We start from the raw sequence: 25826 nt of genomic DNA, 5'->3' as shown, positions 1-25826 counted from the left end.
GGTGGCAGGCTAGCCGCCGGACTACCGTGAGGACCATGGTGTACGTCGATCCGCCCGCCTGGCCGTACCGCGACCGGCTCTGGTCCCACCTGGTCAGCGACGTGTCCTACGCTGAGCTGCACGTCTTCGCGGAGATGCTCGGTTCCCCGCCCCGAGCGTTCGACCGGGACCACTACGACCTGCCGGAGAACCGGTTCGCGATGGCCGTCTGGCTCGGCGCCCGGGTGGTTCCCAGCCGGGAGATCGCCCGCCTGCTCCGTACCGCCAACCTGCGCCGGCCGAAACACTCCGTCTCCTGATCCGCCGCCGGCACTCTCACGGCGATTCACCTCTCACGGCGCCCCACCTCTCATGGGCGATCCATGTCTCACGGCGATCCGGGGGAGTCGATGTCGGGGCCGTCGCCGGGTGCGAGCCGGGCCAGTTCACGGGTGAGGTTTGCGCGCGCCGGCCGCTCCCACCGGGCGGCGAGGTCGGGCAACCGGTAGCGGGTCGGCAGGGCGAGCAGTTCCCGGAGTACGGCCGCCCGTCCGGCGCGGAACAGGTCCTCCGGCACGTGTGCGTACTCCCGGCGGATCGCGGTGGCGTACCGGTCGTACTCGGCCGGCGGGGCGGCGAGGATCGCGAGGTCGGCGTCGCAGAGCAGCGAACCGGCCCGGTCGCCCGGCTCGGTCCGGTGCCCGGCGGTGAGCAGCACCAGGCGTTCGACCTCGGCCACGGCGGCGCCCGGCAGCCCCAGCCCGGTCAGCAGTTCGCCGGCGAGGGCCGCACTGTCCCGTTCGTTGGCGTCACCGGCCGATCGGGGCTCGTAGATCGCGTCGTGGCACCACGCCGCCAGCCGGACCAGGTCGCTCGCCGGCCCGGGATGGTCGTGCTGTTCCGGCCCGGGATGGTCGAGCCGCTCCGGCCCGGGATGGTCGTGCTGTTCCGGCCCGGGATGGTCGAGCCGCTCCGGCCCGGGATGGTCGAGCCAGGCCGATTCGGCGTCGACGACGGAGAGGACGGCCGTCAGGTGGTCGACCGTGTGGTAGTGCCGGTGCGGCTCGCGCCACCGGCGCAGCAGCCCCTCGCCGGCCGCCACCAGGGCCGGATCGGCAGCGGTGGCGCCCGCGCCCCGGGCCGCCGCCCGCCACCGCGCGACCAGGTCGCCCGGGTACGCGTGGTCGTCGCCGAACGGCTCGGTCATCCCGCGATCCGTCGCGTCGAGCAGGATTCACCGGGCGACCGGCGGGTAGTCCCGGCCATGGAGTCCGCCCGGAACAAGGTCCGCTCGGCAGCAGACCTTGACAGCGAGCGGGTCAACCACATGGTGAGCGAGCTGGGCGCGCGCTCCAAGACCACGGTGCGGGACCGGATGGACGCCGTCCGGGCCAACTTCGTCCTCGCCCTACAGGCCGGCGTCGCGGCCCTGCTCTCCTGGTTCATCTCGCACGACATCCTCGGCAACACCGACCCGGTCTTCGCGCCGATCTCGGCGGTCGGCACCCTGGCGGCCTCGCTCGGCCAGCGGCTGCGCCGGACCGTCGAGCTGATCCTCGGGGTCGCCGTCGGGATCGGGATCGGCGACCTGCTGATCATCGTCGTCGGCAGCGGACCGTGGCAGCTCGGGCTGATCGTCACGCTCTCCATCATCGTCACCATTTTCCTCGGCGGCAGCGTCGCCGTGGTGACCCAGGCGGCGGCGACCGCCGTACTGCTGGTGGCGCTCGCCCCGAAAATGAGCGACGTGGAGTTCCCCCGGGTGATCGACGCGCTGGTCGGCGGTGGCGTCGGGCTGGCGGTGGTGGCCCTCCTGCTGCCGCTCAACCCGCTGCGGATCGTCGACCGGGCGGCCCGACCCGCGCTGGAGACCCTTGCCGAGCAACTGACCGTCACCGCGGACGCGCTGGCCGAACACGACTCCACCCGGGCCGCCACCGCTTTGGAGCGGCTGCGTCGGGTCGAGGAGTACATGGACGGACTCCAGGACGCGCTGGAGGGGGGTCGGGAGACGGCCACCCTCGCCCCCGCCCGGTGGAACCGGCGGCGGGCACTGACCCGGTACGCGGAGAGCGCCGAGTACATCAACCACGCCGTACACAACAGCGGGGTGCTGGTGCGGCGGGCGGTGACCGCGCTGGAGGACGACGAGCCGGTCCCGGCCGCGATGGCCTCGGCGGTACGGCAACTCGCCGACGCCGTACGGCTGCTGCACCAGGAACTCGGCGCGGGGCTGGAGCCGGAGGCGGCCCGGGAACGGGTGCTCCGCTCGGTCAGTGCGGCCGGACGGGCGTACAGCGAGGGGGTCGGGTTCTCCGGCAGCGTGGTGGTCGCCCAGGTCCGTACCACCGCCAGTGACGTGCTTCGGGCCACCGGGCTGGAGCGGACCGAGGCGAACCGGCTGGTCCGGCGGGCGGTGAGCGCCCAGACACCGGCGTCGCACGCGTCCCGCCCGTCGGCACACTGAACCCAGCCGTCCAGCCGTCCAGCCGTCCGGTCGTCCAACCGCCCAGCCGCCCGGTCGTCCAGCCGAATGGGCGACAGGACGACCGGGCGGCGTCGGGGCAGCGCGGCTCGGCCGGGCGGGTAGTGCCCGGAGGGTAGTGTCGGGTCAGCGCAGCTCGGCCAGGGCGTCGAGCAGTCGGTCGACGTGGGCGGGGGTGCTGCCCAGCCCGATGCTCGCGCGCAGCGCGGTCGGTGGGAGGTCACCCCGACCGCTGCGGTCGGCCGCCTCGGTGAGCAGCCGGCGAGCTAGCGGATGGGCGCAGAACAGGCCGTCGCGGAGCCCGATCGCGTAGCGGCGACCGAGTTCCGTGGCGACCTCGGCGGAGTCCCGGCCGGCGACCACGAACGAGACGATGCCGACCCGTGGCGCGTCGGCGCCGAAGGTCCGCAGTTCGACGACGTGCGGCAGGGCGCGCAGCCCGTCCCGCAACCGGGCCAGCAGGCGCTGCTCCCGGGCGTACAACTCGCCCCGGTCGGCCGCGTCGAGGGCGGCACAGACCGCGGCCAGGGCCACCGCGCCGAGCAGGTTGGGGGTGCCGGCCTCGTGCCGCCCGGGGCCGGTTGCCCAGCGTACGTCGTGGGTGGCATTGCCCACGCCGAGCGTCGCGCCACCACCCACCAGGTACGGCGGCGCCGCGTCGAGCCAGTCCGCCCGCCCGGCGAGCACGCCGGTGCCGAACGGGGCGTAGAGCTTGTGCCCGGAGATCGCCACGTAGTCGATCCCCGAGGCGGCGAGGTCCACCGGTAGGTGCGGGGCGAGTTGGGCGGCGTCGACCGCGATCCGGGCGCCGTGCCGGTGGGCGACCGTGGCCAGCGCCTCGGTCGGCCAGCACTCGCCGGTGACGTTGCTGGCGCCGGTCACCGCGACCAGGATCGGTGCCGACCGGTCGCTGCCCCGGCGCAGTTCGCCCAGCGCCTCGCCGAGCGCCCGGACCGCCGCGTCGGGGGTCGCCGGCACCGGCAGCCGCACCACGTTCGGCCAGGGCAGCAGGTTGGCGTGGTGCTCACCGCCGAAAGTGACCACGCTGGTGCCGGCCGGCACCGCGCGGGCGAGCAGGTTGAGCGCGTCGGTGGTGTTCCGGGTGAAAATCACTTCGTCGTCGGGGCGGGTGCCGAGAAAGTCGCCGATCGTCTGGCGGGCCCGCTCGTAGGCGAGCGTGCTGCGCTGGGACAGCCCACCGGCGCCCCGGTGCACGCTTCCGTACCAGGGCAGCAGCTCGGCCACCGCGTCGGCGGCCACCCGGGCGCAGGGTGCGGTGGCCGCGTAGTCGAGGTTGACCAGGTCGGGCACGCCGAGTACGTCCAGCGGATCGGCACCGGTCGGGGTGGGGACGACGGGTGCGAGAACAGAACCCATGGGTACGACCTCCGGCAATCCGGGACCCCGGTTGCTGAGGGTTGGGGCCCGCGCTTGCCCAGCACGCGGTTCGGGCTGGGCCCGGTCATCACCCAGGGCACCCCACCGCGAACTCGACGAGGGTTGCCGGCCAGCAAGCTGGGGCTTCGTCCACCTCCGTCGGCCTCGTCCGGGTGGTGACCCGGCGTCGGTCGTGATGGTGGTCGTTGGTCGCTGGCACTCGTGACCTGGCTGGCAGCATAACCGGGCCGATTGCGGTCCGGCCAGCGGGTCGGGGGTGACTACGCTGGGCGGCATGGCCGACACCCCGCCCGGCGGAGTTCCGCAGCCGCAGCCGCAGCCGCAGCCGTCGACGCAGCCGCAGCCGTCGACGCAACCGCCGATCCCGCCCGCCGCGCCGCCCGTGCCGGCTGGTGCCGTCCCGGCTGGTGTCGGGCCGGCCGGTGCCGGCCCGCGCGGGGGTGGCTGGTTCGGCGGTCGGGGGCTGACCTGGCGGCGGGGCCTGGTGCTGGCGGCGGTGATCCTGCTCATCGCCGGCTGCGCCGTCTTCATGGCCATCCAACTCGGTGACAGTCTCGGTCTCCAGGCGTTGCTCATCGGGCTGGCCGCGGCGATCCTGCCGGTGCCGGTGCTGATCGCCTGCTTCCTCTGGCTCGACCGGTACGAGCCCGAGCCGATGATCTACCTGCTTTTCTGCTTCACCTGGGGCGCCTTTGTCGCGACCACCGCCTCGCTCGAGGTCAACCAGCTCACCGCCGACCAGTTCGCCCGGTGGGGGCTGCCAGATTCACTGGTGTCGGTGCTCGGCGCGCCGTTCGTCGAGGAGTTGACCAAGGCGCTCGGCCCGCTGTTGCTGCTGCTGTTCCGACGCCGCGAGTGGTCCGGCATCACCGACGGGATCGTCTACTGCGGACTCTCGGCGGTCGGCTTCGCGATGGTGGAGAACATCCTCTACCTGGGCGGGTACGGCTACGCCGCCGGTGCCGACCAGTACGGCCCGGCGACCGGGGTGCAGAACGTCTTCGCGATCTTCATCGTGCGGATCCTGCTCACCGGCTTCGCCCATCCGCTCTTCACCGCGATGACCGGTATCGGCCTGGGCATCGCGGCCCGGGCGGCGGACCGGCGGATCCGGGTCTTCGCCCCGCTCGCCGGCCTGCTGGCGGCGATGATGTTGCACGGCACCTGGAACCTGATGCCGTCGCTGGCCGCCGCGCTCGGGCAGAACCTGATCGTGCTCTACGGCTACATCGGGGTGATGGTGCCGATCTTCTTCGGCATGGTCGGCCTGGCGGTCTGGCTGCGGGGCTGGGAGGGACGACTGACCGAGCGGCGGCTGCCCGACTACGTACGCGCCGGCTGGCTCAGCCCTCCCGAGGTGGCCGCACTCGGCAGCCTCGGGCGGCGGCACTCGGCCCGGCGGTGGGCCCGGCGGGTGGCCGGTGAGCCCGGCCTGAAGGCGATGCGCGGCTTCCAGTTCTCCGCGACCCGGCTCGCGCTGCTGCGCGACGGGATGCTGCGGGGACTGGACACCAAACCGTCGCAGCGGGCGCAGACCGCCCACGAGGAGTGGCTGCTGCTCAACGACATCGCCGCGTACCGGAGGGTTTTCGTGGGTCGGGACCCGCAGGCGCCGGTCGCGCACTGGGACGGGACGAACTACCACCTGGCCTTCCCGGACGGGCAACCACGCACGATCGCCGCCCCGGACGAGCCGGTGGTGCCGATCCCGGTGGTCCTCACGCCGCCGCCACCGCCCGGTCACCCCCTACCGCCCGGTTACGGGCCACCACCGCCCGGTTACGGAACGTACGGTCCACCGCCGGTGGGACACCGCTGACCCGGGTTCAGGAGCGCGGACCGGTCCGGGGGCGCGGACCGGTCCGGGGGCGCGGACCGGTCCGGGGGCGCGGACCGGTCCGGGGGCGCGGACCGGTCCGGGGGCGCGGACCAGTCGGCGGGTCAGAGGTACAGGCCGGTGGAGTCGGTGTCGACCCGCTGGGCGGCGACCGCGTGCACGTCGCGTTCCCGCAGCAGGACGTACTCCCGACCGTGCAGTTCCACCTCGGAACGGTCGTCCGGGTCGTAGAGGACCCGGTCGCCGGAGACGATCGAGCGTACGTTCGGTCCGACGCCCACCGCGGTCGCCCAGGCCAGCCGGCGTCCCATCGACGCGGTCGCCGGGATGACGATGCCGGCACTCGAACGCCGTTCGCCCTCGCTTCCCTCCAGGCGCACCAGGACGCGGTCGTGCAGCAGGCGGATCGGTAGGCCGTTGTCGAGGTCTGGATCGGCGGTCACGACCGGAACGCTACCGTGCGGCCGGAGCGCCGGCCGTGGAGGCCGAGGTCACGGCCGCCGGGCTGGTTGGCAGGGCGTGGTCAGGGGCAATACTGGGGGAGAAATCAGGGCTGGAACGGACCGTTTCGGTGTGTTCGCGCCGGCTACCGTAGGAAGGCCGATTTTCCAGCCAGGAGCCGGCCCCTCAGCCAGGAGGTGCGCTTGAGCCGATTCGAACAGCTACGGGCAAAGGCCCGCCGCGCGTACGAGTCCGGCCGGGCGTCGGTCCGGGCCAGGCGGGCGGCGGGTGAGCGGGTGCCCGCCGACGAGCGGCTGCCCGCCCCGGAGCGGTCGACCGAGGACCAGTACGCCGCACCCGTGCCGCCACCGCGCACGCCGTCCGACTCCGGGGCGGCGCCGCACTCCTCCACGGCCAGCCGGGACGACGCGGAGGTGCCGAGGGCACTGCGGATCGCGGGTGCCTGGTCCTGGCGGTTGCTCGCCATCGGCCTGGTCACCTACGCGCTGCTCAGGCTGATCGGGACGATCAGGATCGTGATCATCCCGCTGGTCATCGCGCTGCTGCTCTCCGCCCTGCTCGCACCGGCCGTCGGCTGGCTGCTCCGGGCCCGGTTCCCCCGCTCGTTGGCGACCGCGTTGGTGCTGGTCGGCGGCATCGCGGCGGTGGTGGGCACGCTCACCCGGGTGGTGACCGAGTTCATCGGTGGTGTGCCCGAGTTGAGCAAGAACGCCTCCGAGGGCATCCGGCAGATCCAGAACTGGCTCCGTACCGGGCCGCTGCACCTGTCGGACAACCAGCTCAACTCGTACATCGACGAGGCGCAGAAGTGGATTGACGAGAACACCCAGGCGCTGACCAGCGGGGCTCTCTCCACCGCGACCACGCTCTTCGAACTGCTCACCGGTGCCCTGCTGGTGCTCTTCGCCACCTTCTTCTTCCTCCGTGACGGCGGCAAGATCTGGCGTTTCCTGGTCCGGCTGCTCCCGGTCAACGCCCGGTGGCGGATTGACGACGCGGGGCGGGCCTCGTGGATGACCCTGGTCGCCTACGTACGGGCCACCGTGCTGGTCGCCTTCATCGACGCGGTCGGTATCGGCATCTTCCTGGTCATCTTCGACGTGCCGTTCGCGTTCCCGCTGGCCGCGCTGGTCTTCCTCGGCGCGTTCATCCCGATCGTCGGCGCCGCGCTCTCGGGTGCGGTCGCGGTGCTGGTCGCGCTCGTTGACAGCGGTCCGGTCACCGCCGCGATCATCCTCGGCGTGGTGATCGGTGTGCAGCAGATCGAGGGACACATCCTGCAACCGTTGATCATGGGACGGGCGGTGGCGATCCACCCGCTCGCGGTGATCGTCGGCATCGCCGCCGGGGTGGTGCTGGCCGGGATCGTCGGCGCGCTTGTCGCCGTGCCACTGATCGCGGTGCTCAACACCGCCGTACGCCGGCTGGCCCACCGACGCCCACCGGAGGTGCCGCCGGACGCGGTCGTGGTCGCCTCGTCCGCACCCTGACCAGCCCGGCCACGTCCCGTCGCCTCAGCCGTCGCCCGGCGGCCGTCGTCTCAGCCGTCGCCCGGCGGCCGTCGTCTCAGCCGCCCGCCCGGCGGCCGTCGCCCGGCCGCCGTCCCGCCGGCCGGATCCGGGTTTCGGCGTCCGGGCCCTGCGGCCCGGCCCGGCCGGCTCACTCCTTGGCGAGGCGTTGCAGCGCGCCCCGGGCCACCTCGGGCCGGGTGGTGTACCAGAACGGTGGCAGCGAGCGGCGCAGGAACGCGCCGTAGCCCCGGGCCGTCTCCAACCGCGAGTCGAGGACCGCGACCACGCCCTTGTCGCCGGTGGAGCGGATCAGCCGGCCCACTCCCTGCGCCAGTCGTACCGCCGCGATCGGGACGCTGACCGAGGCGAACCCGGAGCCGCCGGAGGCATCCACCGCAGCCGCGCGCGCCGCAGCCAGTGGCTCGTCCGGCCGGGGGAACGGCAGCCGGTCGATCACCACGAGCTGGCACGCGTCACCCGGCACGTCCACGCCCTGCCAGAGTGACATCACCCCGAACAGGCAGCTCGCCCGCTCCTCCCGGAATCGGCGGACCAGCAGCGGCAGCGCTTCCTCGCCCTGGAGCAGCACCGGCAGGTCGGTCTTCGCACGGAGCAGCTCCGCCGCCTGCTGCGCGGCCCGTCGGGAGGAGAAGAGACCGAGGGTACGTCCACCGAGCGCGCCGACCAGTTCGAGCAACTCGGCACCGGCCGCGTCGGGGAGCCCGGAGGCGGCCGGTCGAGGGAGGTGCGCGGCGACGTACAGGATGCCCTGCCGGGCGTAGTCGAACGGCGACCCGACGTCGAGCGACCGCCACCCGGCTCCCGACTCACCCTCGGCGTCCGGGACCCCGTCGGCGACGCTCGCCCCGTTCTTCGCCGCCGCCCCGTTCTTCGCCGCCGTGCCGTTCCTTACCGCCGTGCTGTTCTTCGCCGCCGTGCTGTTCTTCGCCGGCGTGCTGTTCTTCGTCGCCGTGCTGTTCTTCGTCGTCGTCCCGGTCCGGTCCGCCCGGTCGGTCGACGCGGCCAGGGCGGCGGCGGCCGGTGACGGCGGCTCGGCCGCGACCGCACCGAGGCCCAGGGCCTTGGCGACGGTGTCGAACCGCCCGCCGAGGGTCAGCGTGGCCGAGGTCACCACGACGGTACGTTCGTCGTACAGCTCGTTGGCGAGCAGACCCGCCACGGAGAGCGGTGCCACCACCAGGGCGCGTCGACCGGCACCGGGGCCGTCGGACTTCTCCACCCAGGCGACGTCGTAGTCGTCCTCCTCCAGCAGTCGTTGGGAGGTGCTGGAGAGGTCGTCGAGCACCGCCTTGGACTGCTGCTTGCGTACCGGGTCGGGGTCGTCGGCCTTGATCTCGCCAATCCGCTCCAGCGCCTGCCGGGTGGCGGCGTCGAGCAGCGTGCAGGCCTCGCGCAGCGGTGCTGGCAGCCCGGCCGTGATCCGCCCGGCCGGCACCTCGGCGAGCCCGATGGCGAGCGCGTCACCGGCCGCGGTGAGCGTCTCGGCGATCTCCGGGGTGAGCAGCGGCCGGGCCCGCCGGGCGGCCCGGTCGATCTGCTCCGGTACGAGTTCGGCCTGGGAGGCTGAGGAGACCCGGTCGGCGAGTTCGTGTGCCTCGTCCACCACCAGCAGCTTGTGCGGCGGGACGATGTGCCGGTCGTTGAGCAGGTCGACGGCGAGCAGGCTGTGGTTGGTGACCACGATGTCGGCCTCGCGGGCGCGGACCCGGGACGCCTCGGCGAAGCACTCCGGCCCGTACGGACACCGCCCCGCCCCCACGCACTCCCGCGCCGGCATCGAGACCAGCCGCCACGCCTGGTCGTCCACGCCCGGGTCCAGTTCGTCGCGGTCACCGGTCTCGGTCCGCTCGGCCCAGGCCCGCAGCCGTTCGACCTGCTTGCCGAGCCGGCCCGCCTCGCCCAGCCACTTGGTGCCGCCCCCACCCCGCCCGGGGGCGTCGAAGAGGGTGTCCTCCGGCTCGTCCTCAGTGGAGTTGTCCAGCCGGGCCAGGCAGAGGTAGTGGTGACGCCCCTTGAGCACCGCGTACGTCGGCCGCCGGCCGAGCACCGGCTCGACCGCGTCGGCCAGCCGGGGCAGGTCGTGCTCGACCAGTTGGGACTGGAGGGCGAGGGTGGCGGTGGAGACCACCACGGGACCGTCGACGGTGAGCGCCGGGGCGAGATAGGCCAGCGACTTGCCGGTGCCGGTGCCAGCCTGGACCAGCAGGTGCTCGCCGCTCTCGATGCTCCGCTCGATCGCCGAGGCCATCTGCTGCTGGCCGGGCCGGGCCGAGCCGCCGGGCACCGCGCCGACGGCGGCGGCGAGCAGGTCGTCGGTGCTCGGTCGGCCGGCGCGTCGGCGCCGCCGGGTTGCCGGTGCCGGTGCGGTGGACTCGGCGTCCTCGGAGTCGGCGGGGTTGTCGGCGGTGGTCGGCGCGGTCACCGTAGGACCGTACCTGGCCGTCCCGACAGGACCACGCACCTCTGAAAGGAAGGGCCCCTTATTAACGCTATGCGTTAATAAGGGGCCCTTCCTTTCATGCGGGCGCGGGATGGCCGGCATCGGTTAGGGTGCGGGAATGTCGAGCGATGTGGTCCGTGTCGTCTACCGGAAGTACGACGGCACCGCGCACCGGGACTACCCCGCCCGCCGGCTCGCCGAGGACGACCTGGGTGTCTGGCTCGGCGTCACCGCCGGCACCGAGTCGGTCTACCACGGCCGTCCGTCCGTGGAGCAGATTCCGTTCGTGCTGCTGGTGCCGCACTCGGCCTGGTGGACCGGCATGTTCAACCCGCCGCCGAGGACCAGCGAGGTCTACTGCGACATCGCCAGCCCGGCCCGGTGGGAGGGTGACACGGTCCACTTGATCGACCTCGACCTGGACGTGGTCCGGCGCCGGGCCACCGGGGCGGTCGAGCTGCGCGACGAGGACGAGTTCGCCGAGCACCGGGTCCGGTTCGGCTATCCGGAGGACGTGATCGTGCAGGCCGAGGCGGCGGCCGAGTGGCTCTACGACGCACTCGGCGACGGCACCGAGCCGTTCGCGTCCGCGTACCGCAAGTGGCTCGCCCTGGTGGTCTGAGCGCCCGCCGCCCCACCCGGACCAGCCGCTTGACCTCGGGGTCGCGTCGCGGCGGGCTGGCTCTTCGGCGATGATCGAGGGATGAGCGAGTGGGGTGGTGCGGTCCGGTCCGGCCGGTCGGGTTCGCCGGCCAGGCCGAGGGGGACCTTCTCGGCGACGCCGGTGTCGGCATGAGCGGGTCGAAGCGGTCCCTGCGTGAGCTGTTGCGGGTGCCGACCGGCGGCAGGGCCCTGGACCTGGGGGCGATCCAGCCGCGCGCCACGCCGGGGCTCCCCTCCGCCGAGGTGGTGGGCCACGAGCCGAAGACCTGGGCCAGGGCCCGGGTGGCGGCGATCGGGGCCGAACTGGGTCGGCAGCAGGAGATGCTGTTCGCCTCGGCCAAGGTCGATCCCGGCCGTGGCCGCCGGCTGTTGCTGGTGCTCCAGGCGATGGACGCGGGTGGCAAGGACGGCACGATCCGGCGGGTGGCGGGCACGATGAACCCGCTCGGGCTGCACGTCAGGTCGTTCGGCCGGCCGACCGAGGAGGAGCGGGGGCACCACTTCCTCTGGCGGATCCGCCGGGCGCTGCCGGCGCCGGGTTATGTCGGGGTGTTCAATCGGTCACACTACGAGGACGTCCTGGTCCCGAGGGTCGAGTCGTTGGTGCCCGAGCGCACCTGGCGGGCCCGGTACGACGAGATCAACGAGTTCGAGGCGGAGTTGGCCGAGGGCGGTGTCACCCTGCTCAAGGTCTTCCTGCACATCTCGTACGAGGAGCAGTTGGAGCGGCTGCTGCGCCGGCTCGACGACCCGCGCAAGCACTGGAAGTACGAGCCGGCGGACGTGGACACCCGGGCCCGGTGGGCCGACTACCAGGCCGCGTACGCGGAGGCGTTGACCCGCTGCGGCACCTCCCGCTCGCCCTGGTTCGTGGTGCCCGCGAACCGTAAGTGGTACCGCGACTGGGCGGTGGCGAACCTGCTCCGGGAGACCTTCGAGGGGTTGGGGCTGAGCTATCCGGGGCCGACCTTCGACGTCGAGCGGGAGCGGCGGCGGCTGGTCGCGCAGCGGCCGGGACAACTCCGTCCCGGGGGCGCCCCGAAGCTGTCTTAGATGAACATCAGATGAACTGGGAGTGAATCACGCCTGGCCAGAGGTGGGCCGCCGGTTGCCCGGTTTTCGGGTTTCCTAGCATTCCCCAAGGCAGGTCCGCTGACGCTCACCCACAGCAGGTCGGCAGACCCCCGCCACCCCCACCGACGACGCGACGAGGTCCGTGCCGTGAAGTTTTCCTTCCGCCCTACCGAGGGCGCCTTTTACGAGCTCTTCACCAGAGCCGCACAGAACCTCGTACGGGGTACCGAGCTGCTGAACGAGCTGGCCCTGCCGGGCGTGGACGTGCAGTCGGTGAGCGAGCGGCTCACCGAGGTCGAGCACGACAGCGACCAGATCACCCACGAGCTGTACAAGAAGATCAACTCGACCTTCATCACGCCCTTCGACCGGGAGGACATCTACCGGCTCGGGTCGCTGCTCGACGACGTGATGGACCACCTCGAGGCGGTCGGCAACCTGCTCTACCTGTACGGCCTGACCAAGCTCCCGTCCCTGCCCCGGGAGATGCACGAACTGGTCAACGTGCTCGACCAGCAGGCGAGGCTGACCGCCGAGGCGATGCCCCGGCTGCGCTCGATGCGCGACCTCGAGGACTACTGGATCGAGTGCAACCGGCTCGAGAACGACGGCGACCAGGCGTACCGGATGCTGCTGGTCCGGCTCTTCTCCGGCGAGTACGACGCGCTGACCGTGCTGAAGATGAAGGAGGTCGCCGACGAGTTGGAGGCGGCCTGCGACGCCTTCGAGCACGTGGCGAACACGGTCGAGACCATCGCGGTCAAGGAGTCCTGATCCCGGTGACCGGACGACCCCTTACTCCTGCGCCGCTGGTCCGTACGCCCACGCCGGGCGGTGCCGGCGCGTGAGCCCCGAACTCATCGCCGTACTCGCGGTGATCGCCGTCGCCATGTTCTTCGACTACACCAACGGCTTCCACGACGCCGCGAACGCGATCGCGACCAGCATCTCGACCCGCGCGCTCACCCCCCGGGTGGCGCTGGCCATGGCCGCGGTCGGCAACTTCATCGGCGCGCACCTCGGCGGCAACGTCGCCAAGACGGTCGGCGACGGCCTGGTCGAGCTGCCAACCGGGCTGGCCAGCCTCGGTGTGGTCTTCGCCGGGGTGCTCGGCGCCATCTGCTGGAACCTGCTCACCTGGTACTTCGGCATCCCCTCCTCGTCCTCGCACGCGCTGTTCGGCGGGCTGGTCGGGGCGACCCTCTGTGCCACCCTCTTCGGCGTCGGCGGCACCGTGCTCTGGGACGGCATCCTGATCAAGGTGGTCGTCCCGATGGTGGCCTCGCCGCTGGTCGGGTTCGGGCTCGGCGCGCTGATGATGCTGGCGGTGATGTGGGTCTTCCGGCGGGGCAACCCGGCCAAGCTGAACCGGGGCTTCCGCTGGGCGCAGACCGCCTCGGCGATGGCGATGTCGATCGGCCACGGCATGCAGGACGCGGCCAAGACCATGGGCATCGTGGTGCTGGCCCTGTTCGCCGGTGGTTACCAGGACAGCAAGACGCACATCCCGGAGTGGGTCTTCTGGACCTCCGCGACCGTGCTCGCGCTCGGTACGTACGCCGGTGGCTGGCGGATCATCCGTACCCTCGGTCGGAAGATCATCGACCTCGGGCCGCCGGAGGGCTTCGCGGCCGAGACGGTGGCGAGCATCGTGCTCTTCACCACCTCCCGGCTCGGGCTGCCGATCTCCACCACGCACACCATCACCTCGGCGATCATGGGCGTCGGCGCGACCAAGAAGCTCTCCGCCGTACGGTGGGGCGTGGCCGGCAACATCGTGACCGCGTGGATCCTGACCTTCCCGGCTGCCGCCGCGATCGCCGCGATCTGCTACTTCGTGGTCCGCCCCCTCTTCTGACCGAGGTTAGGAAGGGCCCCTTCCTATACAAAAAACGATAGGAAGGGGCCCTTCCTTACCCCTTAGGGGTAGGTGACGCCGATCTGGGCGCGGATGGTGTCGAGCAGGCCCATCACGTCGAGGGTTACGGCGTGCGGCACCAGGGGGCTCTCCTTGAGCCCGGCGGCCAGGCAGCGCTGCACCTCGGCGGCCTCGTACTGGTAGCCGTTGCCGATCATGCCGGACGGCAGGACCTCCGGCTCCGCACCGGCCCGGTGGATCGTGACCTGTCCCGGGACCCAGAACGGGGCGGCCAGTTCGATCCGGCCGGTGGTGCCGGTGATGGTCGCGTTCTGCGGCGTCTCACCGGTGATGCCGCAGCTCAGTGAGGCGACCGCGCCGGAGTCGTAGCCGAACACCAGGCCGGTGTTCTCGTCCACGCCCTCCGGGCTGATCTTCGCCCAGGACCGGATGTGGTCGGGGCGGCCGAGCGCCATGTGGGCCAGGGTGATCGGGTAGATCCCCAGGTCGAGCAGGGCGCCGCCGCCGAGCGCCCTCGCCCGCATCCGGTGCTCGGGCGGGAACGGCCCGGCCACCCCGAACGAGGCATGGACGCTGGTCACCGAGCCGATCGCGCCGTCCGCGATCAGGTCCATGACCCGGAGTACGGTCGGGTTGCAGCGCGTCCACATGGCTTCCATCAGGAAGACGTCCCGCTCCCGGGCGGTCTCGACCAGCGTGGTGCTGCTCGCCAGGTCGAGCGTGAACGGCTTCTCGCAGAGCACCGCCCGACCCGCCGTCAGGCAGGTCATGGTGGCCTCGAAGTGGGCGGAGTGCGGGGTGGCGACGTACACGACGTCCACCTCGTCGTCGGCGGCGAGTTCCGCCCACGATCTGTACGCCCGGGGAATGCCGTGGCGGTCGGCGAAGAGGCGGGCCGCCTCGGTCGACCGTGAGCCGACCGCGACCACCTCGGCGTCCGGGAGGAGTCGCAGGTCCGTGACGAACTGGGCGGCGATGTTGCCGGTGGCCAGGATGCCCCAACGTGTCATGCCAGCACGCTAGCCCAGCCCGGGTCCGCCCCGACCAGCACGTCCACCGGTCAAGATCCGGCACTAGGCTCGGCGGCATGACGATCGACAGCGGTGGGTCACCGAACGGGCCGGCGCCGGGCACGCCGGCCTTTGCCGTACCGGAGTCGCTGGTCGCGCACGCCCGCCGGTTCTACGCCGCCGGTGAGCCGCCGGCAACACCCCGGGTGGCCGCGACCGTACTGCTGCTGCGCCCGACCGCCGACGGCGAAACCATAGAGGTGTACGTCATCCGCCGGCTCGCCGCGATGACCTTCGGCGGGATGTACGCCTTTCCCGGCGGCGGGGTCGACCCGTCCGACTCGGCGGCCACGCTCGACTGGTCCGGGCCGCCCGCGTCGGCCTGGGGCGACCGGCTCGGGTTGCCGCCGCAGGCCGCCCAGGCGGTGCTCTGCGCCGCCGCGCGGGAGGTCTTCGAGGAGGCGGGGGTGCTGCTCGCCGGGCCGGGACCGGGCACGATCGTCGGGGACGTGAGCGGAGCGGACTGGGAGGAGGCCCGGCAGGCGCTGGTCGAGCGGCGGATCAGCTTCGCCGACCTGCTGCGCGAGCGTCGACTCAACCTCCGGTCGGACCTGCTGCTGCCCTGGGCCCGCTGGATCACACCGGAGTTCGAGCCGCGCCGCTTCGACACGTACTTCTTTGTCGCCCTGCTGCCGGGCGGTCAGCGGACCCGGGACGTCAGCGGCGAGGCCGACCACACCATGTGGATCCGACCGGCCGACGCGCTGGCCCGGGTCGACTCCGGCGAGATCGCGATGCTGCCGCCGACCCGGGTCGCGCTGGCCGAGATCGCCGCCTGCGGCGGGCTGGCCGGGCTGCCGGCCGCCGCGTCCGGGCGGGACGTGGCCACCCCGGTGCTGCCCCGGCTGGAGTTGGCCCCGGACGGCACCGCCCGCTTCCTGCTCGGCTGAGTGCCCGCCCGGGACACCGGTGCCCTGGGCGGCGCGTCCCGGCCACAAGCTCGGGACACCTTTGCCCCGGGTGGCGCGTCCCGGCCACAAGCTCGGGACACCTTCGCCCGGGTGGCGCATCCCGGCCAGAAGAACGGCCTCCCGGCGAGCCCCAACGGGTCGCCGGAAGGCCGTGGTGGTCCTGCCGGTCAGCCGAAGCGGCCGGTGATGTAGTCCTCGGTCTTCTTGACGCTCGGGTTGCTGAAGATCTTCTGGGTGTAGTCGTACTCGATCAGGCGGCCGGGGTCGCCGGTGCGCTCGATCGAGAAGAAGGCGGTACGGTCCGACACCCGGGCGGCCTGCTGCATGTTGTGCGTCACGATGATGATCGTGTAGCTGTCCTTCAGCTTGAACATCAGGTCCTCGATCGCAAGGGTGGAGATCGGGTCCAGCGCCGAGCAGGGCTCGTCCATCAGCACGACCTGGGGCTCGACCGCGATCGTCCGGGCGATGCAGAGGCGCTGCTGCTGACCGCCGGAGAGGCCGGCGCCCGGCTTGCCCAACCGGTCCTTCACCTCGTCCCAGAGGTTCGCCGAGCGCAGTGCCTTCTCGGCCGCGTCCTCCAGCGCCGACTTCTTCCGTACGCCGTTCAGCTTCAGCCCGGCGACCACGTTGTCGAAGATCGACATGGTGGGGAACGGGTTGGGACGCTGGAAGACCATGCCGATCAGTCGCCGTACGGCCGTCACGTCCACGTCGTTGTCGTAGATGTTCTGGCCGTCGATGGTGAGCTGGCCCTCGACCCGGGCGCCCGGCAGCACCTCGTGCATCCGGTTGATCGAGCGCAGGAAGGTCGACTTGCCGCAGCCCGACGGCCCGATCAGGGCGGTGACGGTCTTCGGCTCGACGGTCAGGTTGATGTTCTCGATCGCCTTGAACGACCCGTAGTACGCGGTGACGCCCTCCGCCTCGACGCGCTTTGCCATGGTGATTGCTCCTCCGGGGTTCAACGGGAGATCTGGCTACGGCGAGCGAGCAGCTTCGCCGCGATGGTGAGGATGAGTACGAGAGCCACCAGGGTCAGCGCGGCGGTCCAGGCCCGGTCCGGGGAGTAGCGCCCGGCGTCGGTGGCCTGTCCGTACACGAAGAGGGAGAGCGAGGACTGGTTGTTCTCGAACGGGTTGAAGTTGATCGCGGCGGTGCCGCCCGCGACGAGCAGCACCGGTGCGGTCTCGCCGGCCGCGCGGGCGACGGCGAGCATCACGCCGGTGACGATGCCGGGCAGCGCGGTCGGCAGCACGATCCGCAGGATCGTCTTCCACTTCGGGATCCCGAGGGCGTAGGAGCCCTCCCGCAGCGGTGCCGGCACCAGCCGGAGCATCTCCTCGGTCGACCGCACGATGGTCGGCAGCATCAGCACGCTCAGTGCCAACGCGGCGGCGAAGCCGGAGTAGCCCGGCCGGCCGTCCGCGCTGAGGTGCGGGGAGACGATCAGCACCCAGAACGCGAGGATGAACAGACCGGCGACGATCGACGGGATACCGGTCATCACGTCGACGAAGAAGCGGATGGTGTTCGCGAACCGGCCCCGGCCGTACTCGACGATGTAGATCGCACCGGCGATGCCGAGCGGCACGGTGATCAGGGTGGCGATGCCGACCTGCTCCAGCGTGCCGATGATGGCGTGGTAGGCGCCACCCTCCGGGTCCCGGGCGCCGATGTTGTTCATCGACGTGCCGAAGAAGTTGCCGTCCAGCCGCGCGACTCCCTTGGAGACCAGCGTCCAGACGACCGAGCTGAGCGGGAGTACGGCGAGCACGAACGCGGAGTGGATCAACGCGCTCCAGGTCCGGTTGTTGGCCGCGCGCTGTCCCTCGATGTTGCGGGCGATCAGGTAGAGACCGACGAGGTAGAGGACGGCGCCGAGGACGACCGTCAACACCCAGCCGCCGATGCCGGTCCCGTACACCACCACGGCCGCGACGACCAGTGCGAGTACGGCGATGCCGACCGGCGCCCACTTCGGTAGCCGGCGCCCACGCAGGTCCACTCCGGTGCCGCTCGGGCTGACCAGGGTCGAGGCGCTCATGCTGCCCCCTCGGTGAACTCGCGGCGGCGGTTGAGGATGACCCGGGCGGTCATGTTGACCACGAGGGTGATCGCGAACAGGACCAGACCGGAGGCGATCAGGGCGCCCCGGCCGATGTCGTTGGACTCGCTGAACCCGTTGGCGATGTTGGCGGCGATCGAGTTTCCGCCGGACTGGATCAGGTTGAACGAGATGGCGAAGGTGGCGCCGAGGGTCATCGCCAGCGCGATGGTCTCGCCAAGTGCGCGACCCAGCCCGAGCATGACCGCGGCGACCACACCCGGCCGCCCGTACGGCAGCACGGAGGTGCGGACCATCTCCCACTTGGTGGCGCCCAGGGCCAGGGCGGCCTCCTCGTTGGCCTTCGGGGTCTGCATGAAGACCTCGCGGGAGAGCGAGGTGACGATCGGCAGCACCATGATCGCCAGCACCAGGGCGCCGAGGATGATGGCCCGACCGAACGGTCCCTCGCCGCCGAAGAGCGGGATCCAGCTGAAGTACTTGTTGAGCCAGACGGAGAAGTCGGTGACCGGCCCGCTGAACACGTCACGACCCCAGAGACCGAACACCACGCTGGGTACGGCGGCGAGCAGGTCGATGAGGAAGCCCAGGGCGGTGGCGATCCGCCGGTGGGCGTAGTGCGAGAGGTAGAGCGCGATGCCGAGGGCCACCGGCACCGCGAGCAGCAGCGCGATGACCGCGCTGAGCACGGTGCCGAAGGCCAACGCGGCGATGCCGAAGCGGGGTTCCCCCTCGTTCGGCGCCCAGTTCTTGAAGGTGAAGAAGTTCTCGTTGTTGGCCTGGAGCGCCGGGATCGCCTTGCTGACCAGGAAGATCGCGATCGCCACGATGATGACCAGCACCATCGTGCCCGCGGCCAGGGTCAGCACGCGGAAGAGCTGCTCGGCACCGAACGCCCGGCGCCGGGGCAGCGCGCCGCCGCCGCCCATGCCGCCTCCGTCAGGAGCCCGGTGGGACGGTATCGCTGAAAACTCGGCCGATTGCGCCGAAGCACCGGCGGGTCGGTCGTGACTTGTTGTCACGCCCGATCCGCCGGTGCCGGCGTCGGCCGAGCGGGGAGGGGTTTCACCCATCTGCTCGCTCGCTCCGTGTGGTGTCCGGGGGCTGGATTACCGGGGTTAGGCGATGGCCTTGACGGCGGCCTCGACCTTGGTGCGGACCGACTCCGGCAGCGGGGCGTAGCCCAGGTCGGCCAGGTCGGCCTGTCCCGCGCTGCTGGCCGCGTGGCCGAGGAAGCCCTTGACCAGCGCGAGCTTGTCAGCCGCGAGGCCCTTGTTGCAGACGATCTCGTAGGTCACCAGGACGATCGGGTAGGCCCCGGCCTCCTTGGTGTTGTAGTCGATCGACAGCTTCAGGTCGTCGCCCTGGCCGGTGACCTCGGCGCTGGCGATGGTCTTGCCGGCCGACTCGGCGTTCAGCGCGACGAACTCACCGGCGCCGTTGGCGACCTTGGCGGTGCTGAGCGAGGAGTTCTCGGCGAACGAGAGCTCGACGTAGCCGATGGTGCCGGCGGTCTGCTTGACCAGGGCGGCGACGCCGTCCGAGCCCTTGGCGCCGGTGCCGCCCGGAGCCTTCCACGCCTTGGCCTTGCCGAAGGTCCAGTCCTTCTCGGCGGTCTTGCTCAGGAACGCGGTGAAGTTGTCGGTCGTGCCCGACTCGTCCGAGCGGTGCACGGCCTGGATCGCGGTCGACGGCAGGGTCGCGCTGGGGTTGTCGGCCTTGATCGCGGCGTCGTCCCACTTGGTGACCTTGCCGGCGAAGATCTGCGCCAGGGTGGCCGGCTTGAGCTGCAGGCCGTCGACGCCGGGCAGGTTGTAGGCGATCGCCACCGGGCCGATGACCATCGGCAGGTGGATGGCCTTGCCGCTCGGGCACTTCGCGTCGGCCTTCGGCTGCTCGTCTTCCTTGAGCGCCGAGTCCGAGCCGGCGAAGTCAGCGGTGCCGGCGATGAAGGCCTGGATGCCCGCGCCGGAACCGGAGGGCTCGTAGTTGATGGTTACGCCGCTGCACTGCTGCTGGTAGGCCTTGACCCACTCGGCGACGGCGTTCTTCTGCGCGGAGGAACCCTGCGCGTTGATGGTGCCGGTGGCGCAGTCGGCTGCGGCGGCGGACCCGGAGGCCGAGGGCCCGGCGGGCTCGTTGTTGTCCGAGCCGCACGCACTGAGTGCAAGTGCCGCAGTCAGAGCGAGGCAGGCAAGAATGCCGTGCCGCTGGAGCTTCACCTGAGGGGTTTCCCTTCACATGGACGGAGCGCCGGGAACTCTGCCCCGGGAGCCGGCTATCCACCGGCTACTAGGCAAGTTAGAAGTGCCAGGTAGCCGGTTCGCCGGGCGCGAGTGAACGAAGGGTGAACAGGTGCGACCGGTCAGGTGGACCAGAGCTGAGGGCGAGTTGTCCGTTCCGTGAACTGAGGGACCGGAGTTCGCTACGTCCGTTATGGGGCGAGTCGATACTGGACGTGGGTTGTCCAGCGGGAAAAGCCCAGTCGCGCGTACAACGCCACCGCCGCGCTGTTGGATTCGTCCACGTAGAGCATCACTCGGTTCAACCCACGGTCACGGAGGTGGCGCAAACCGGCTGCGGTCAGCGCCTTGCCCAAACCGAGGCCGTGTGCCTCCGGCTCGACCCCGACCACGTACACCTCGCCCACCGGCTCGGGGAGTCCCCGCGTCGGGTCCGGGATGGACGTCTCGGCGAGCGGGTCGACCGGGCCGGGGGTGACCGTGCCGTGCACCTTGGTCCAGTGGAAACCGAGCAGACGGTCGGTCGACTCCTCGACCGCGAGCAGGAAGCCGGCCGGGTCGAACCACGGCTCCGCCATTCGTACGGCGAGGTCGTCGGCGGTCCACCGGCCCTGCTCGGGATGGTCGGCGAAGGCCCGCCGGTTCACCGCCAGCCATGCCTCGTCGTCCAGACCCGGGCGGAAGGCCCGCAGTACGACGCCCGGCGGCAGGACTGCCTCGGCGATCTCCCCGCCGAGTGGCCGGCGCAACTGCCACAGCTCCCGGTCCCGGCGCAGTCCCAGGTCCAGCGCGAGCGCGGCGGCCGACGGGTGGTCCCCGTGGGCCCAGATCCGCAGGTCGGCGCCGGTGCTCGCGGCGATGGTCGCGTCGACCAGGGCGCGTCCCAGCCCGCGTCGCCGGTGCGCGGGGTGTACGACCAGCTCCGCCTCGGCCGCTGCCGGGTCGGTGGTGCGGTCGAGTTGGGCGTAACCGACCGGCACTCCGGCCGGGTCACGGGCGATCAGGTGGTCGACCGGGGCGGGATCGTCGGGCCGGAGCCGGAGCGTCACGTGCTCGGAGAGCGGCTGCGCGCCGTCGGCCAGGTCCGCCGCTCGGGCGAGTGCCAGGATGTCGCTGATCTGTGTCGGATCGAGGTGGTCGGTCCGGGTCACCTCTGTAACGTCCATGGTCACTCCGCCACGTTAGCCCGGCCGTACCAACTCGCCCGCGCCCTGGCGCCGGGTAGAGGGGGACGTCACCGTGCGGGTGCGGTCGGGGGCGTGGGATCGACGGTACGCGTGGAGGTGTCCAGCCGGGCTCAGCCCGGGTCCGTGTGGCCGGTGTTGTCGGTCTCGGCCCGGGGAGGCCCGCTCGGCAGCGAGGCGAGCTCGAAGCGTCGCAGCAGGTTGGGCAGGATCGTTTCGAGCGCGTTGACGGTCTGCTGCCGGTCGCCGCCGGCATCGTGCATGAGCACGATCGAGCCGGCTCGGGTGCCGGCCGTCACGGTCGAGGCGATGTTCCCGGTTCCGGGCCGGTCCCAGTCCTGCGGATCCACGTCCCAGTGCAGCGAGGTCATGCCGAGTTCCCAGGCCATGCCGACGACGGTTGACGTCCACGCTCCACCCGGCTGGCGGAAGTAGACGATCCTGGCCCCGGGTACGGCGGCCCGGATCGCCGCGTTGGTGCGGGTCAGGTCGGTCCGGATGGTCGTACGCGGCCGGCTGCCCAGGGTGAGGTCGTGTGACCAGGAGTGGTTGCACAGGGTGTGTCCGGCCGCCGCGATCGCCCGTACCAGGTCGGGGTGGGCGGCGGCCTGTTCCCCGACCAGGCAGAAGGTCGCCTTGACCTGGTAACGCTCCAGGAGTGCGAGGACCCGGGGGGTGTAGGTCGGGTCCGGTCCGTCGTCGAAGGTGAGCGCCACCTCGCGCGAGCCGGAGGTGTGGCGGCTGCCGTACGGGCCGCCGCGTTCCAGGGCCAGGCGGGGCCGCTCGTCGGCGAGCACCGCCTCCGGCTCGGGGGCGGACGGGGTGGCGGAGGTGGGCGCGGTGGACGGGGTCGGTGACGCTCCGGGTGCGGGTTCCCGGGACGGACCGGCCGTGGGGGATGCGCTGGACCAGGCGTCGAGCCGGTCGGCGGCCGGATCGGACGGCCCGAGGGCGCGGCCGAGCACGAACACTCCGCCCAGGATCGAGCCGGCGGCCAGGGTGAGGACCAGGACCAGGCTCAGCACGGCCGGGTCGGCGGGCCACGGCCGACGACGTCCGTCCTGCTGGGCCGGTGTCCTCCGGCCACGCATCGGTGCCACTGCCGTCCCCCTCGAACCCGTACCTGCAAATTCAGGATACGGAGAATTGCCCGGTTAAATGGGGGTTTCAGACATTGACCCGATTTGACCGACATGATAGGCAAAGCGCCACCCGGCGGATAGCCGGATGGCGCTTTGTCGGTCGAGCGGTGGAATCGAGCGGTGGAACGGGTGGGGTCGTCGGTCGGGCGGGCCCCGGGTCGAGTCGGTTCGTGGGTCAGACCGGGAGGGTCGCCGTCGCTGTGGCCGACTCCGACTCCGGCAGGGAGCGGGAGGACGAGGGCGGTACGACAAACTTGTAGCCGACCTGACGCACCGTGCCGATCATCGACTCGTACTCCGAGCCGAGCTTGGCCCGCAGCCGCCGGACGTGCACGTCGACCGTACGGGTGCCGCCGAAGTAGTCGTAGCCCCAGACCTCGCGCAGCAACTGGTCCCGGGTGAAGACCCGTCCGGGGTGCTGGGCGAGGAACTTGAGCAGCTCGAACTCCTTGTACGTCAGGTCGAGCGGGCGACCCTTCAGCTTGGCGGCGTAGGTGTCCGGGTCGATCGAGAGCTCGCCGGCCCGGATCTGGCCGCCGGCACCGGCGATCGCGTTGCTGAGCCGCCCGACGGCCAGCCGCAGCCGGGCCTCGACCTCGGCGGGACCGGCGCTGGCCAGGATCACGTCGTCCACGCCCCAGTCGGCGTTGAGCGCGATCAGGCCGGCCTCGGTGACCACCGCGACCAGGGGCACACCCAGGCCGGTGGCGTGCAGCATGCGGCAGGTGGCGCGGGCCTCGCTCAGTTCGGAGCGGGCGTCCACGAGGACGGCGTCCGGGCTGGGCCCGGCGACGAGCGTACGGACGTCCCGTGGTGCGGTACGAATCGAGTGGGGAAGCAGGTCGAGAGCGGGCAGCACGGCCGACGGCTCGCCTGCGCGCGCGGTGACCAGCAGCAGGATCTCCACACATCACCTCCGTCCCGGCGGCGCATCGCCGCGCGGTGGCCAGTGGTGTTCCGGCCCGAGGCCGATGGGCGCCACTGGTTAATGGTGTCGGTCCCGGCGTCGCTGACGGGGCGGGGTAAGGCCCGAGCTTATCGGATTCGACCCGGGACGATCCCGGACGATCGGCCCTTCGGTTGTGTTCTCCACCTCAACGGGCGAGGTTTTTACACAGCCGAAACCAGAATCCGTGCGTCTGCGGCCCGATCTGGCACGATCAGGTGCGTGTTCCCCTCGACGTCTCCCGAGACCGGTCGCGAATCCTGGGCCAACGGACCCCGTGGTGGACCGGTCGGACCCCCGCCCGGCCCGGCCCCCCGTGGTGGCGGTTACCCACCGGTGCCCGGTCCACCGCCCGGTGCCCCCGCCACGCCCTTCGACGAGCCGGCGGCGGACGAGCAGCGGGAGCCCGAGACCGGCCGTCGGCGCCTGCGCGGCAAGCGAGGCTCCGACGACCCGGTGCCGGGCAGCGGCCTGGACCCGGAGACCGACGACGAGGACGAGGAGGAGTTCGAGCCGGTCCCGATCCGCCGCCCGCTGGCGCTGGCGGTCGCCGGCTTCGCCGGACTCCTCGGCCTGGGGCTGGTCCTCGGTGCGCAGACCTCCGGACCCGGGGCGCGGATCCCGTTCGCGCTCGTCGTGTTCGGGGTGCAACTCCTCTACATCCTGGCCTGGACGATGGCGACCCGCCCGCCCGCGCTGCCGCTGGTGGCCGGCGTCGCCGTGGCGGTCGCCGTCGGCGCGGACGCTGCCGCGATCCTGCCGCAGGTGGCCGCCCTCGGCCCGGTCGGGTACGTGGCGGCGGCCGGCTTCGTGGTCGGCGTCCTCGGCCAACTGGTACGCCGGGCCGACCGGGCGCAGGTGACCGAGTCGCTCGGCGCCACCCTGATGGTGGTGATCGGCGTGGTCGCCTTCGCGAGCCTGATCGTGCTCAGCCGACTGCCGCTCGGCACCCAGGCGATCTTCGTCTGCCTGGCCGGGAGCGGGGTGGCCCTGGTCGTCGCCCGGCTCGTCGACGCGGTGCTGCCCTGGCCCCGGCTGGCGCCGCAGGTGCCCAGGGGGGCGGCCGGGGTGGTGCTCGGCGCCATGCTCGGCACCCTGGCCAGCGGCGTCATCGGCGGCTACGTGGTCGGCTTCACACCGACCAGCGGCGCGGTCGTCGGCCTGGTCGCGGCGACCGCCGCCGTACTGGCGGACCTCGGTGTCGGCTACTCCGAGGCGGGTCGGCTGATGGCCGGAGAGCCGCCGACGATGTGGGTCGCCCGGCACATGCAGGGTCCGCTCGGCGGCTTCGCCCTGGCCGCGCCGGCCGCGTACGCGATGAGCGTGTTCTTCCTCTGACCCGGCGCCCCGGAAGGGGGAGGGAGGGAGAACACGGAAACCGGGCATACGGGATCATGGTCCCCGCCCGGGTTGAGGTTGGCGCGGGCCGGGTACATGACGGTTCCCCGATCGGTGGCACCGCCGGTCCGGGTGGGCGGAGGCGGGTGGCGTGGCAGACAGTTATCCGGCACAGGGTGAGGGATATCCGCGGCGGTTGCCCCGCTCGCACCGCACCGACGAGCGTCCCCGGCGGCGCGGGCGCAAGCTGCTGATCGCCCTGCTGATCCTGCTGGTGGTGCTGGTCGGCGCCCTGGTGGCGGTCGACCGGTACGCGGTCGGCTTCGCCGAGCGTGAGATCGCCACCCGGGTCAGCCAGGAGGCCGCCCGGCAGGGGGTGAAGTCGGGGCCGCCGGACGTGACGGTCAACGGGTTCCCGTTCCTCTCCCAGGTGGTCGCCGGCAACTACCAGTCGGTGGTGATCGTGCTGCGCGACGTCGAGGCGCCGGTGCCCAACGCCGAGGCGGTGCGTCTGCCCGAGCTGCACATCGACGCGCGCAACATCCGGGCGTCGATCGACACGCTCCGTACCGGCCAGGGTCAGGTCACCGCCGGGGCCGTCGACGGCACCGCGACGATCGCGTACGACAGCGTGCTCAAGCTGGTCGACCAGCCCGGCCTCCAGTTGAAGGAGGAGGGCGGCAAGCTCCAGGTGACCGCCCCGGTCCAGGTGCTCGGCCAGTCGTTCACCGTGCGCGGTGCGGCGAACCTCAAGGTCCAGGGCCCCGACGTGGCGATCAGCTTCAGCGACCTGAACGTCGAGGGGCTGCCGGACATCCCGTTGGCCCGGCTCGCGGTCCAGGAGTACGTCCGGCAGATCGCGATCAAGGTGCCGCTGCCGGAGCTGCCGTTCAACCTTCAGGTGCAGGAGGTCCGGCCACTGCCGGAGGGGCTGGCGGTACGGGCCACCGCGAAGGACGTACCGCTCAACTGACCGGAGTGGATGCGTCCCGGATCGTGGTTGACCAGTGACGCGATTATTGCCGGCTGGTAAGCTCCCTGCCCATGGGGACGCTCCTCACCAAACGGCGCGCGGTCGACCTGTGCCGCGTGGCCACCTGCCTGTGTCGCCCCGTCATCTGACGGCGGGGCTGCTCTCGCGTACCCTCTGATTTTTTTCTCACGCCCGGCAGCGG

The 25826-nt window shown here is 71.8% G+C and carries 22 protein-coding genes, 3 pseudogenes and 1 riboswitch; of the genes and pseudogenes, 12 read left to right on the top strand and 13 right to left on the bottom strand.

Annotation, left to right across the window (positions count from 1 at the left end; all coding sequences use genetic code 11):
* Positions 1 to 35 precede the first annotated feature (35 nt).
* Entirely contained in the window at positions 36 to 299 is a 264-nt protein-coding gene (locus ACI2K4_RS32225) for a DUF4031 domain-containing protein (protein ID WP_404516784.1), read from the top strand.
* A gap of 68 nt (positions 300 to 367) precedes the next feature.
* On the opposite strand, the gene ACI2K4_RS32220 is transcribed toward ACI2K4_RS32225, so the two are convergent.
* The gene (locus ACI2K4_RS32220) at positions 368 to 1186 is read right to left on the bottom strand and encodes a metal-dependent phosphohydrolase (RefSeq protein WP_404516782.1); all 819 of its coding nucleotides are present in this window, start codon (positions 1184 to 1186) and stop codon (positions 368 to 370) included.
* Between the two features lie 57 nt (positions 1187 to 1243).
* Between ACI2K4_RS32220 and ACI2K4_RS32215 the strand changes: the two genes are divergently transcribed.
* Positions 1244 to 2446, top strand: a complete 1203-nt coding sequence (locus ACI2K4_RS32215; protein WP_404516780.1) for an aromatic acid exporter family protein — start codon at positions 1244 to 1246, stop codon at positions 2444 to 2446.
* 144 nt (positions 2447 to 2590) lie between these two features.
* Here ACI2K4_RS32215 and ACI2K4_RS32210 read toward each other — a convergent pair whose 3' ends face one another.
* Positions 2591 to 3841 carry an aminotransferase class V-fold PLP-dependent enzyme gene (locus tag ACI2K4_RS32210; RefSeq protein ID WP_404516778.1) on the bottom strand — a complete coding sequence of 417 codons (1251 nt, stop codon included), beginning with the start codon at positions 3839 to 3841 and terminating at the stop codon, positions 2591 to 2593.
* A gap of 45 nt (positions 3842 to 3886) precedes the next feature.
* A riboswitch (SAM riboswitch) is annotated at positions 3887 to 4069 on the bottom strand.
* Between the two features lie 24 nt (positions 4070 to 4093).
* On the opposite strand from ACI2K4_RS32210, the pseudogene ACI2K4_RS32205 reads away from it, so the two are divergent.
* Positions 4094 to 5681: pseudogene (locus ACI2K4_RS32205) on the top strand (PrsW family intramembrane metalloprotease).
* 122 nt (positions 5682 to 5803) lie between these two features.
* On the opposite strand, the gene ACI2K4_RS32200 reads toward ACI2K4_RS32205, so the two are convergent.
* Complete coding sequence (locus ACI2K4_RS32200; protein WP_404516776.1) at positions 5804 to 6142, bottom strand: GroES family chaperonin; 339 nt, start codon at positions 6140 to 6142, stop codon at positions 5804 to 5806.
* Between the two features lie 195 nt (positions 6143 to 6337).
* Between ACI2K4_RS32200 and ACI2K4_RS32195 the strand changes: the two genes are divergently transcribed.
* Positions 6338 to 7651 (top strand): AI-2E family transporter, encoded by a 1314-nt coding sequence (locus tag ACI2K4_RS32195; protein WP_404516774.1) that lies wholly within the window; start codon positions 6338 to 6340, stop codon positions 7649 to 7651.
* Positions 7652 to 7820: 169 nt separating this feature from the next.
* Here ACI2K4_RS32195 and ACI2K4_RS32190 read toward each other — a convergent pair.
* Positions 7821 to 8513: pseudogene (locus ACI2K4_RS32190) on the bottom strand (ATP-dependent DNA helicase); the annotation flags it as partial.
* A gap of 228 nt (positions 8514 to 8741) precedes the next feature.
* Positions 8742 to 10001: pseudogene (locus ACI2K4_RS32185) on the bottom strand (ATP-dependent DNA helicase); the annotation flags it as partial.
* Positions 10002 to 10251: 250 nt separating this feature from the next.
* Here ACI2K4_RS32185 and ACI2K4_RS32180 point away from each other — a divergent pair.
* The 4 genes from ACI2K4_RS32180 (at position 10252) to ACI2K4_RS32165 (ending at position 13728) form a co-directional block, all read left to right on the top strand.
* Positions 10252 to 10755, top strand: coding sequence for a DUF402 domain-containing protein (locus tag ACI2K4_RS32180; RefSeq protein WP_404516772.1), 504 nt, complete (start codon positions 10252 to 10254; stop codon positions 10753 to 10755).
* Positions 10756 to 10925: 170 nt separating this feature from the next.
* Positions 10926 to 11849 (top strand): PPK2 family polyphosphate kinase, encoded by a 924-nt coding sequence (locus tag ACI2K4_RS32175; protein WP_404516770.1) that lies wholly within the window; start codon positions 10926 to 10928, stop codon positions 11847 to 11849.
* A 168-nt stretch (positions 11850 to 12017) separates the two neighbouring features.
* Entirely contained in the window at positions 12018 to 12644 is a 627-nt protein-coding gene (locus tag ACI2K4_RS32170; RefSeq protein ID WP_121157402.1) for a DUF47 domain-containing protein, read from the top strand.
* A gap of 70 nt (positions 12645 to 12714) precedes the next feature.
* A complete protein-coding gene (locus tag ACI2K4_RS32165; RefSeq protein WP_404516767.1) occupies positions 12715 to 13728 on the top strand; it encodes an anion permease in 1014 nt (337 codons plus the stop codon).
* Positions 13729 to 13790: 62 nt separating this feature from the next.
* On the opposite strand, the gene ACI2K4_RS32160 is transcribed toward ACI2K4_RS32165, so the two are convergent.
* A complete protein-coding gene (locus ACI2K4_RS32160; protein ID WP_404516765.1) occupies positions 13791 to 14759 on the bottom strand; it encodes a Gfo/Idh/MocA family protein in 969 nt (322 codons plus the stop codon).
* Positions 14760 to 14836: 77 nt separating this feature from the next.
* Between ACI2K4_RS32160 and ACI2K4_RS32155 the strand changes: the two genes are divergently transcribed.
* Positions 14837 to 15709, top strand: coding sequence for an NUDIX hydrolase (locus ACI2K4_RS32155; protein ID WP_404516763.1), 873 nt, complete (start codon positions 14837 to 14839; stop codon positions 15707 to 15709).
* A 188-nt stretch (positions 15710 to 15897) separates the two neighbouring features.
* On the opposite strand, the gene pstB is transcribed toward ACI2K4_RS32155, so the two are convergent.
* From pstB to ACI2K4_RS32120, 7 genes are all read right to left on the bottom strand, one after another.
* Positions 15898 to 16674, bottom strand: a complete 777-nt coding sequence (pstB, locus tag ACI2K4_RS32150; RefSeq protein ID WP_404516761.1) for a phosphate ABC transporter ATP-binding protein PstB — start codon at positions 16672 to 16674, stop codon at positions 15898 to 15900.
* Positions 16675 to 16694: 20 nt separating this feature from the next.
* Complete coding sequence (gene pstA / locus ACI2K4_RS32145; RefSeq protein WP_404516759.1) at positions 16695 to 17777, bottom strand: phosphate ABC transporter permease PstA; 1083 nt, start codon at positions 17775 to 17777, stop codon at positions 16695 to 16697.
* Positions 17774 to 18871, bottom strand: coding sequence for a phosphate ABC transporter permease subunit PstC (gene pstC / locus ACI2K4_RS32140; RefSeq protein ID WP_404516757.1), 1098 nt, complete (start codon positions 18869 to 18871; stop codon positions 17774 to 17776). Before pstC ends, pstA begins: the two co-directional genes overlap by 4 nt.
* A gap of 45 nt (positions 18872 to 18916) precedes the next feature.
* The gene (gene pstS / locus ACI2K4_RS32135) at positions 18917 to 20020 is read right to left on the bottom strand and encodes a phosphate ABC transporter substrate-binding protein PstS (protein ID WP_404516755.1); all 1104 of its coding nucleotides are present in this window, start codon (positions 20018 to 20020) and stop codon (positions 18917 to 18919) included.
* A 212-nt stretch (positions 20021 to 20232) separates the two neighbouring features.
* Entirely contained in the window at positions 20233 to 21207 is a 975-nt protein-coding gene (mshD, locus tag ACI2K4_RS32130) for a mycothiol synthase (protein WP_404516753.1), read from the bottom strand.
* 131 nt (positions 21208 to 21338) lie between these two features.
* The gene (locus tag ACI2K4_RS32125) at positions 21339 to 22316 is read right to left on the bottom strand and encodes a polysaccharide deacetylase family protein (RefSeq protein WP_404516874.1); all 978 of its coding nucleotides are present in this window, start codon (positions 22314 to 22316) and stop codon (positions 21339 to 21341) included.
* Between the two features lie 226 nt (positions 22317 to 22542).
* Positions 22543 to 23274: a winged-helix domain-containing protein gene (locus ACI2K4_RS32120; RefSeq protein WP_404516751.1), complete on the bottom strand. Its 732-nt coding sequence runs from the start codon at positions 23272 to 23274 to the stop codon at positions 22543 to 22545.
* A 261-nt stretch (positions 23275 to 23535) separates the two neighbouring features.
* Between ACI2K4_RS32120 and ACI2K4_RS32115 the strand changes: the two genes are divergently transcribed.
* The 3 genes from ACI2K4_RS32115 (at position 23536) to ACI2K4_RS32105 (ending at position 25773) form a co-directional block, all read left to right on the top strand.
* Positions 23536 to 24651 (top strand): hypothetical protein, encoded by a 1116-nt coding sequence (locus ACI2K4_RS32115; RefSeq protein WP_404516749.1) that lies wholly within the window; start codon positions 23536 to 23538, stop codon positions 24649 to 24651.
* Positions 24652 to 24847: 196 nt separating this feature from the next.
* Positions 24848 to 25624 carry a DUF2993 domain-containing protein gene (locus ACI2K4_RS32110; protein WP_404516872.1) on the top strand — a complete coding sequence of 259 codons (777 nt, stop codon included), beginning with the start codon at positions 24848 to 24850 and terminating at the stop codon, positions 25622 to 25624.
* Between the two features lie 71 nt (positions 25625 to 25695).
* The gene (locus ACI2K4_RS32105) at positions 25696 to 25773 is read left to right on the top strand and encodes an Ms5788A family Cys-rich leader peptide (RefSeq protein WP_311202345.1); all 78 of its coding nucleotides are present in this window, start codon (positions 25696 to 25698) and stop codon (positions 25771 to 25773) included.
* Positions 25774 to 25826 lie beyond the last annotated feature (53 nt).

The sequence above is a fragment of the Micromonospora sp. NPDC050397 genome, from assembly GCF_044901685.1.
In the GTDB taxonomy this organism is placed as follows: domain Bacteria; phylum Actinomycetota; class Actinomycetes; order Mycobacteriales; family Micromonosporaceae; genus Micromonospora_G.
Note: the sequence above shows the minus strand (reverse complement) of the source record. Positions and strands in the feature narration are given on the sequence as shown.

What these genes read in the sequence shown, in the direction of transcription:
- ACI2K4_RS32225 (WP_404516784.1), top strand. Translation starts at nt 36, where the DNA reads ATGGTGTACGTCGATCCGCCCGCCTGGCCGTACCGCGACCGGCTCTGG.
- ACI2K4_RS32220 (WP_404516782.1), bottom strand. Translation starts at nt 1,186, where the DNA reads ATGACCGAGCCGTTCGGCGACGACCACGCGTACCCGGGCGACCTGGTC.
- ACI2K4_RS32215 (WP_404516780.1), top strand. Translation starts at nt 1,244, where the DNA reads ATGGAGTCCGCCCGGAACAAGGTCCGCTCGGCAGCAGACCTTGACAGC.
- ACI2K4_RS32210 (WP_404516778.1), bottom strand. Translation starts at nt 3,841, where the DNA reads ATGGGTTCTGTTCTCGCACCCGTCGTCCCCACCCCGACCGGTGCCGAT.
- ACI2K4_RS32180 (WP_404516772.1), top strand. Translation starts at nt 10,252, where the DNA reads ATGTCGAGCGATGTGGTCCGTGTCGTCTACCGGAAGTACGACGGCACC.
- ACI2K4_RS32175 (WP_404516770.1), top strand. Translation starts at nt 10,926, where the DNA reads ATGAGCGGGTCGAAGCGGTCCCTGCGTGAGCTGTTGCGGGTGCCGACC.
- ACI2K4_RS32160 (WP_404516765.1), bottom strand. Translation starts at nt 14,759, where the DNA reads ATGACACGTTGGGGCATCCTGGCCACCGGCAACATCGCCGCCCAGTTC.
- ACI2K4_RS32155 (WP_404516763.1), top strand. Translation starts at nt 14,837, where the DNA reads ATGACGATCGACAGCGGTGGGTCACCGAACGGGCCGGCGCCGGGCACG.
- pstB (WP_404516761.1), bottom strand. Translation starts at nt 16,674, where the DNA reads ATGGCAAAGCGCGTCGAGGCGGAGGGCGTCACCGCGTACTACGGGTCG.
- pstA (WP_404516759.1), bottom strand. Translation starts at nt 17,777, where the DNA reads ATGAGCGCCTCGACCCTGGTCAGCCCGAGCGGCACCGGAGTGGACCTG.
- pstC (WP_404516757.1), bottom strand. Translation starts at nt 18,871, where the DNA reads ATGGGTGAAACCCCTCCCCGCTCGGCCGACGCCGGCACCGGCGGATCG.
- mshD (WP_404516753.1), bottom strand. Translation starts at nt 21,207, where the DNA reads ATGGACGTTACAGAGGTGACCCGGACCGACCACCTCGATCCGACACAG.
- ACI2K4_RS32125 (WP_404516874.1), bottom strand. Translation starts at nt 22,316, where the DNA reads ATGCGTGGCCGGAGGACACCGGCCCAGCAGGACGGACGTCGTCGGCCG.
- ACI2K4_RS32105 (WP_311202345.1), top strand. Translation starts at nt 25,696, where the DNA reads ATGGGGACGCTCCTCACCAAACGGCGCGCGGTCGACCTGTGCCGCGTG.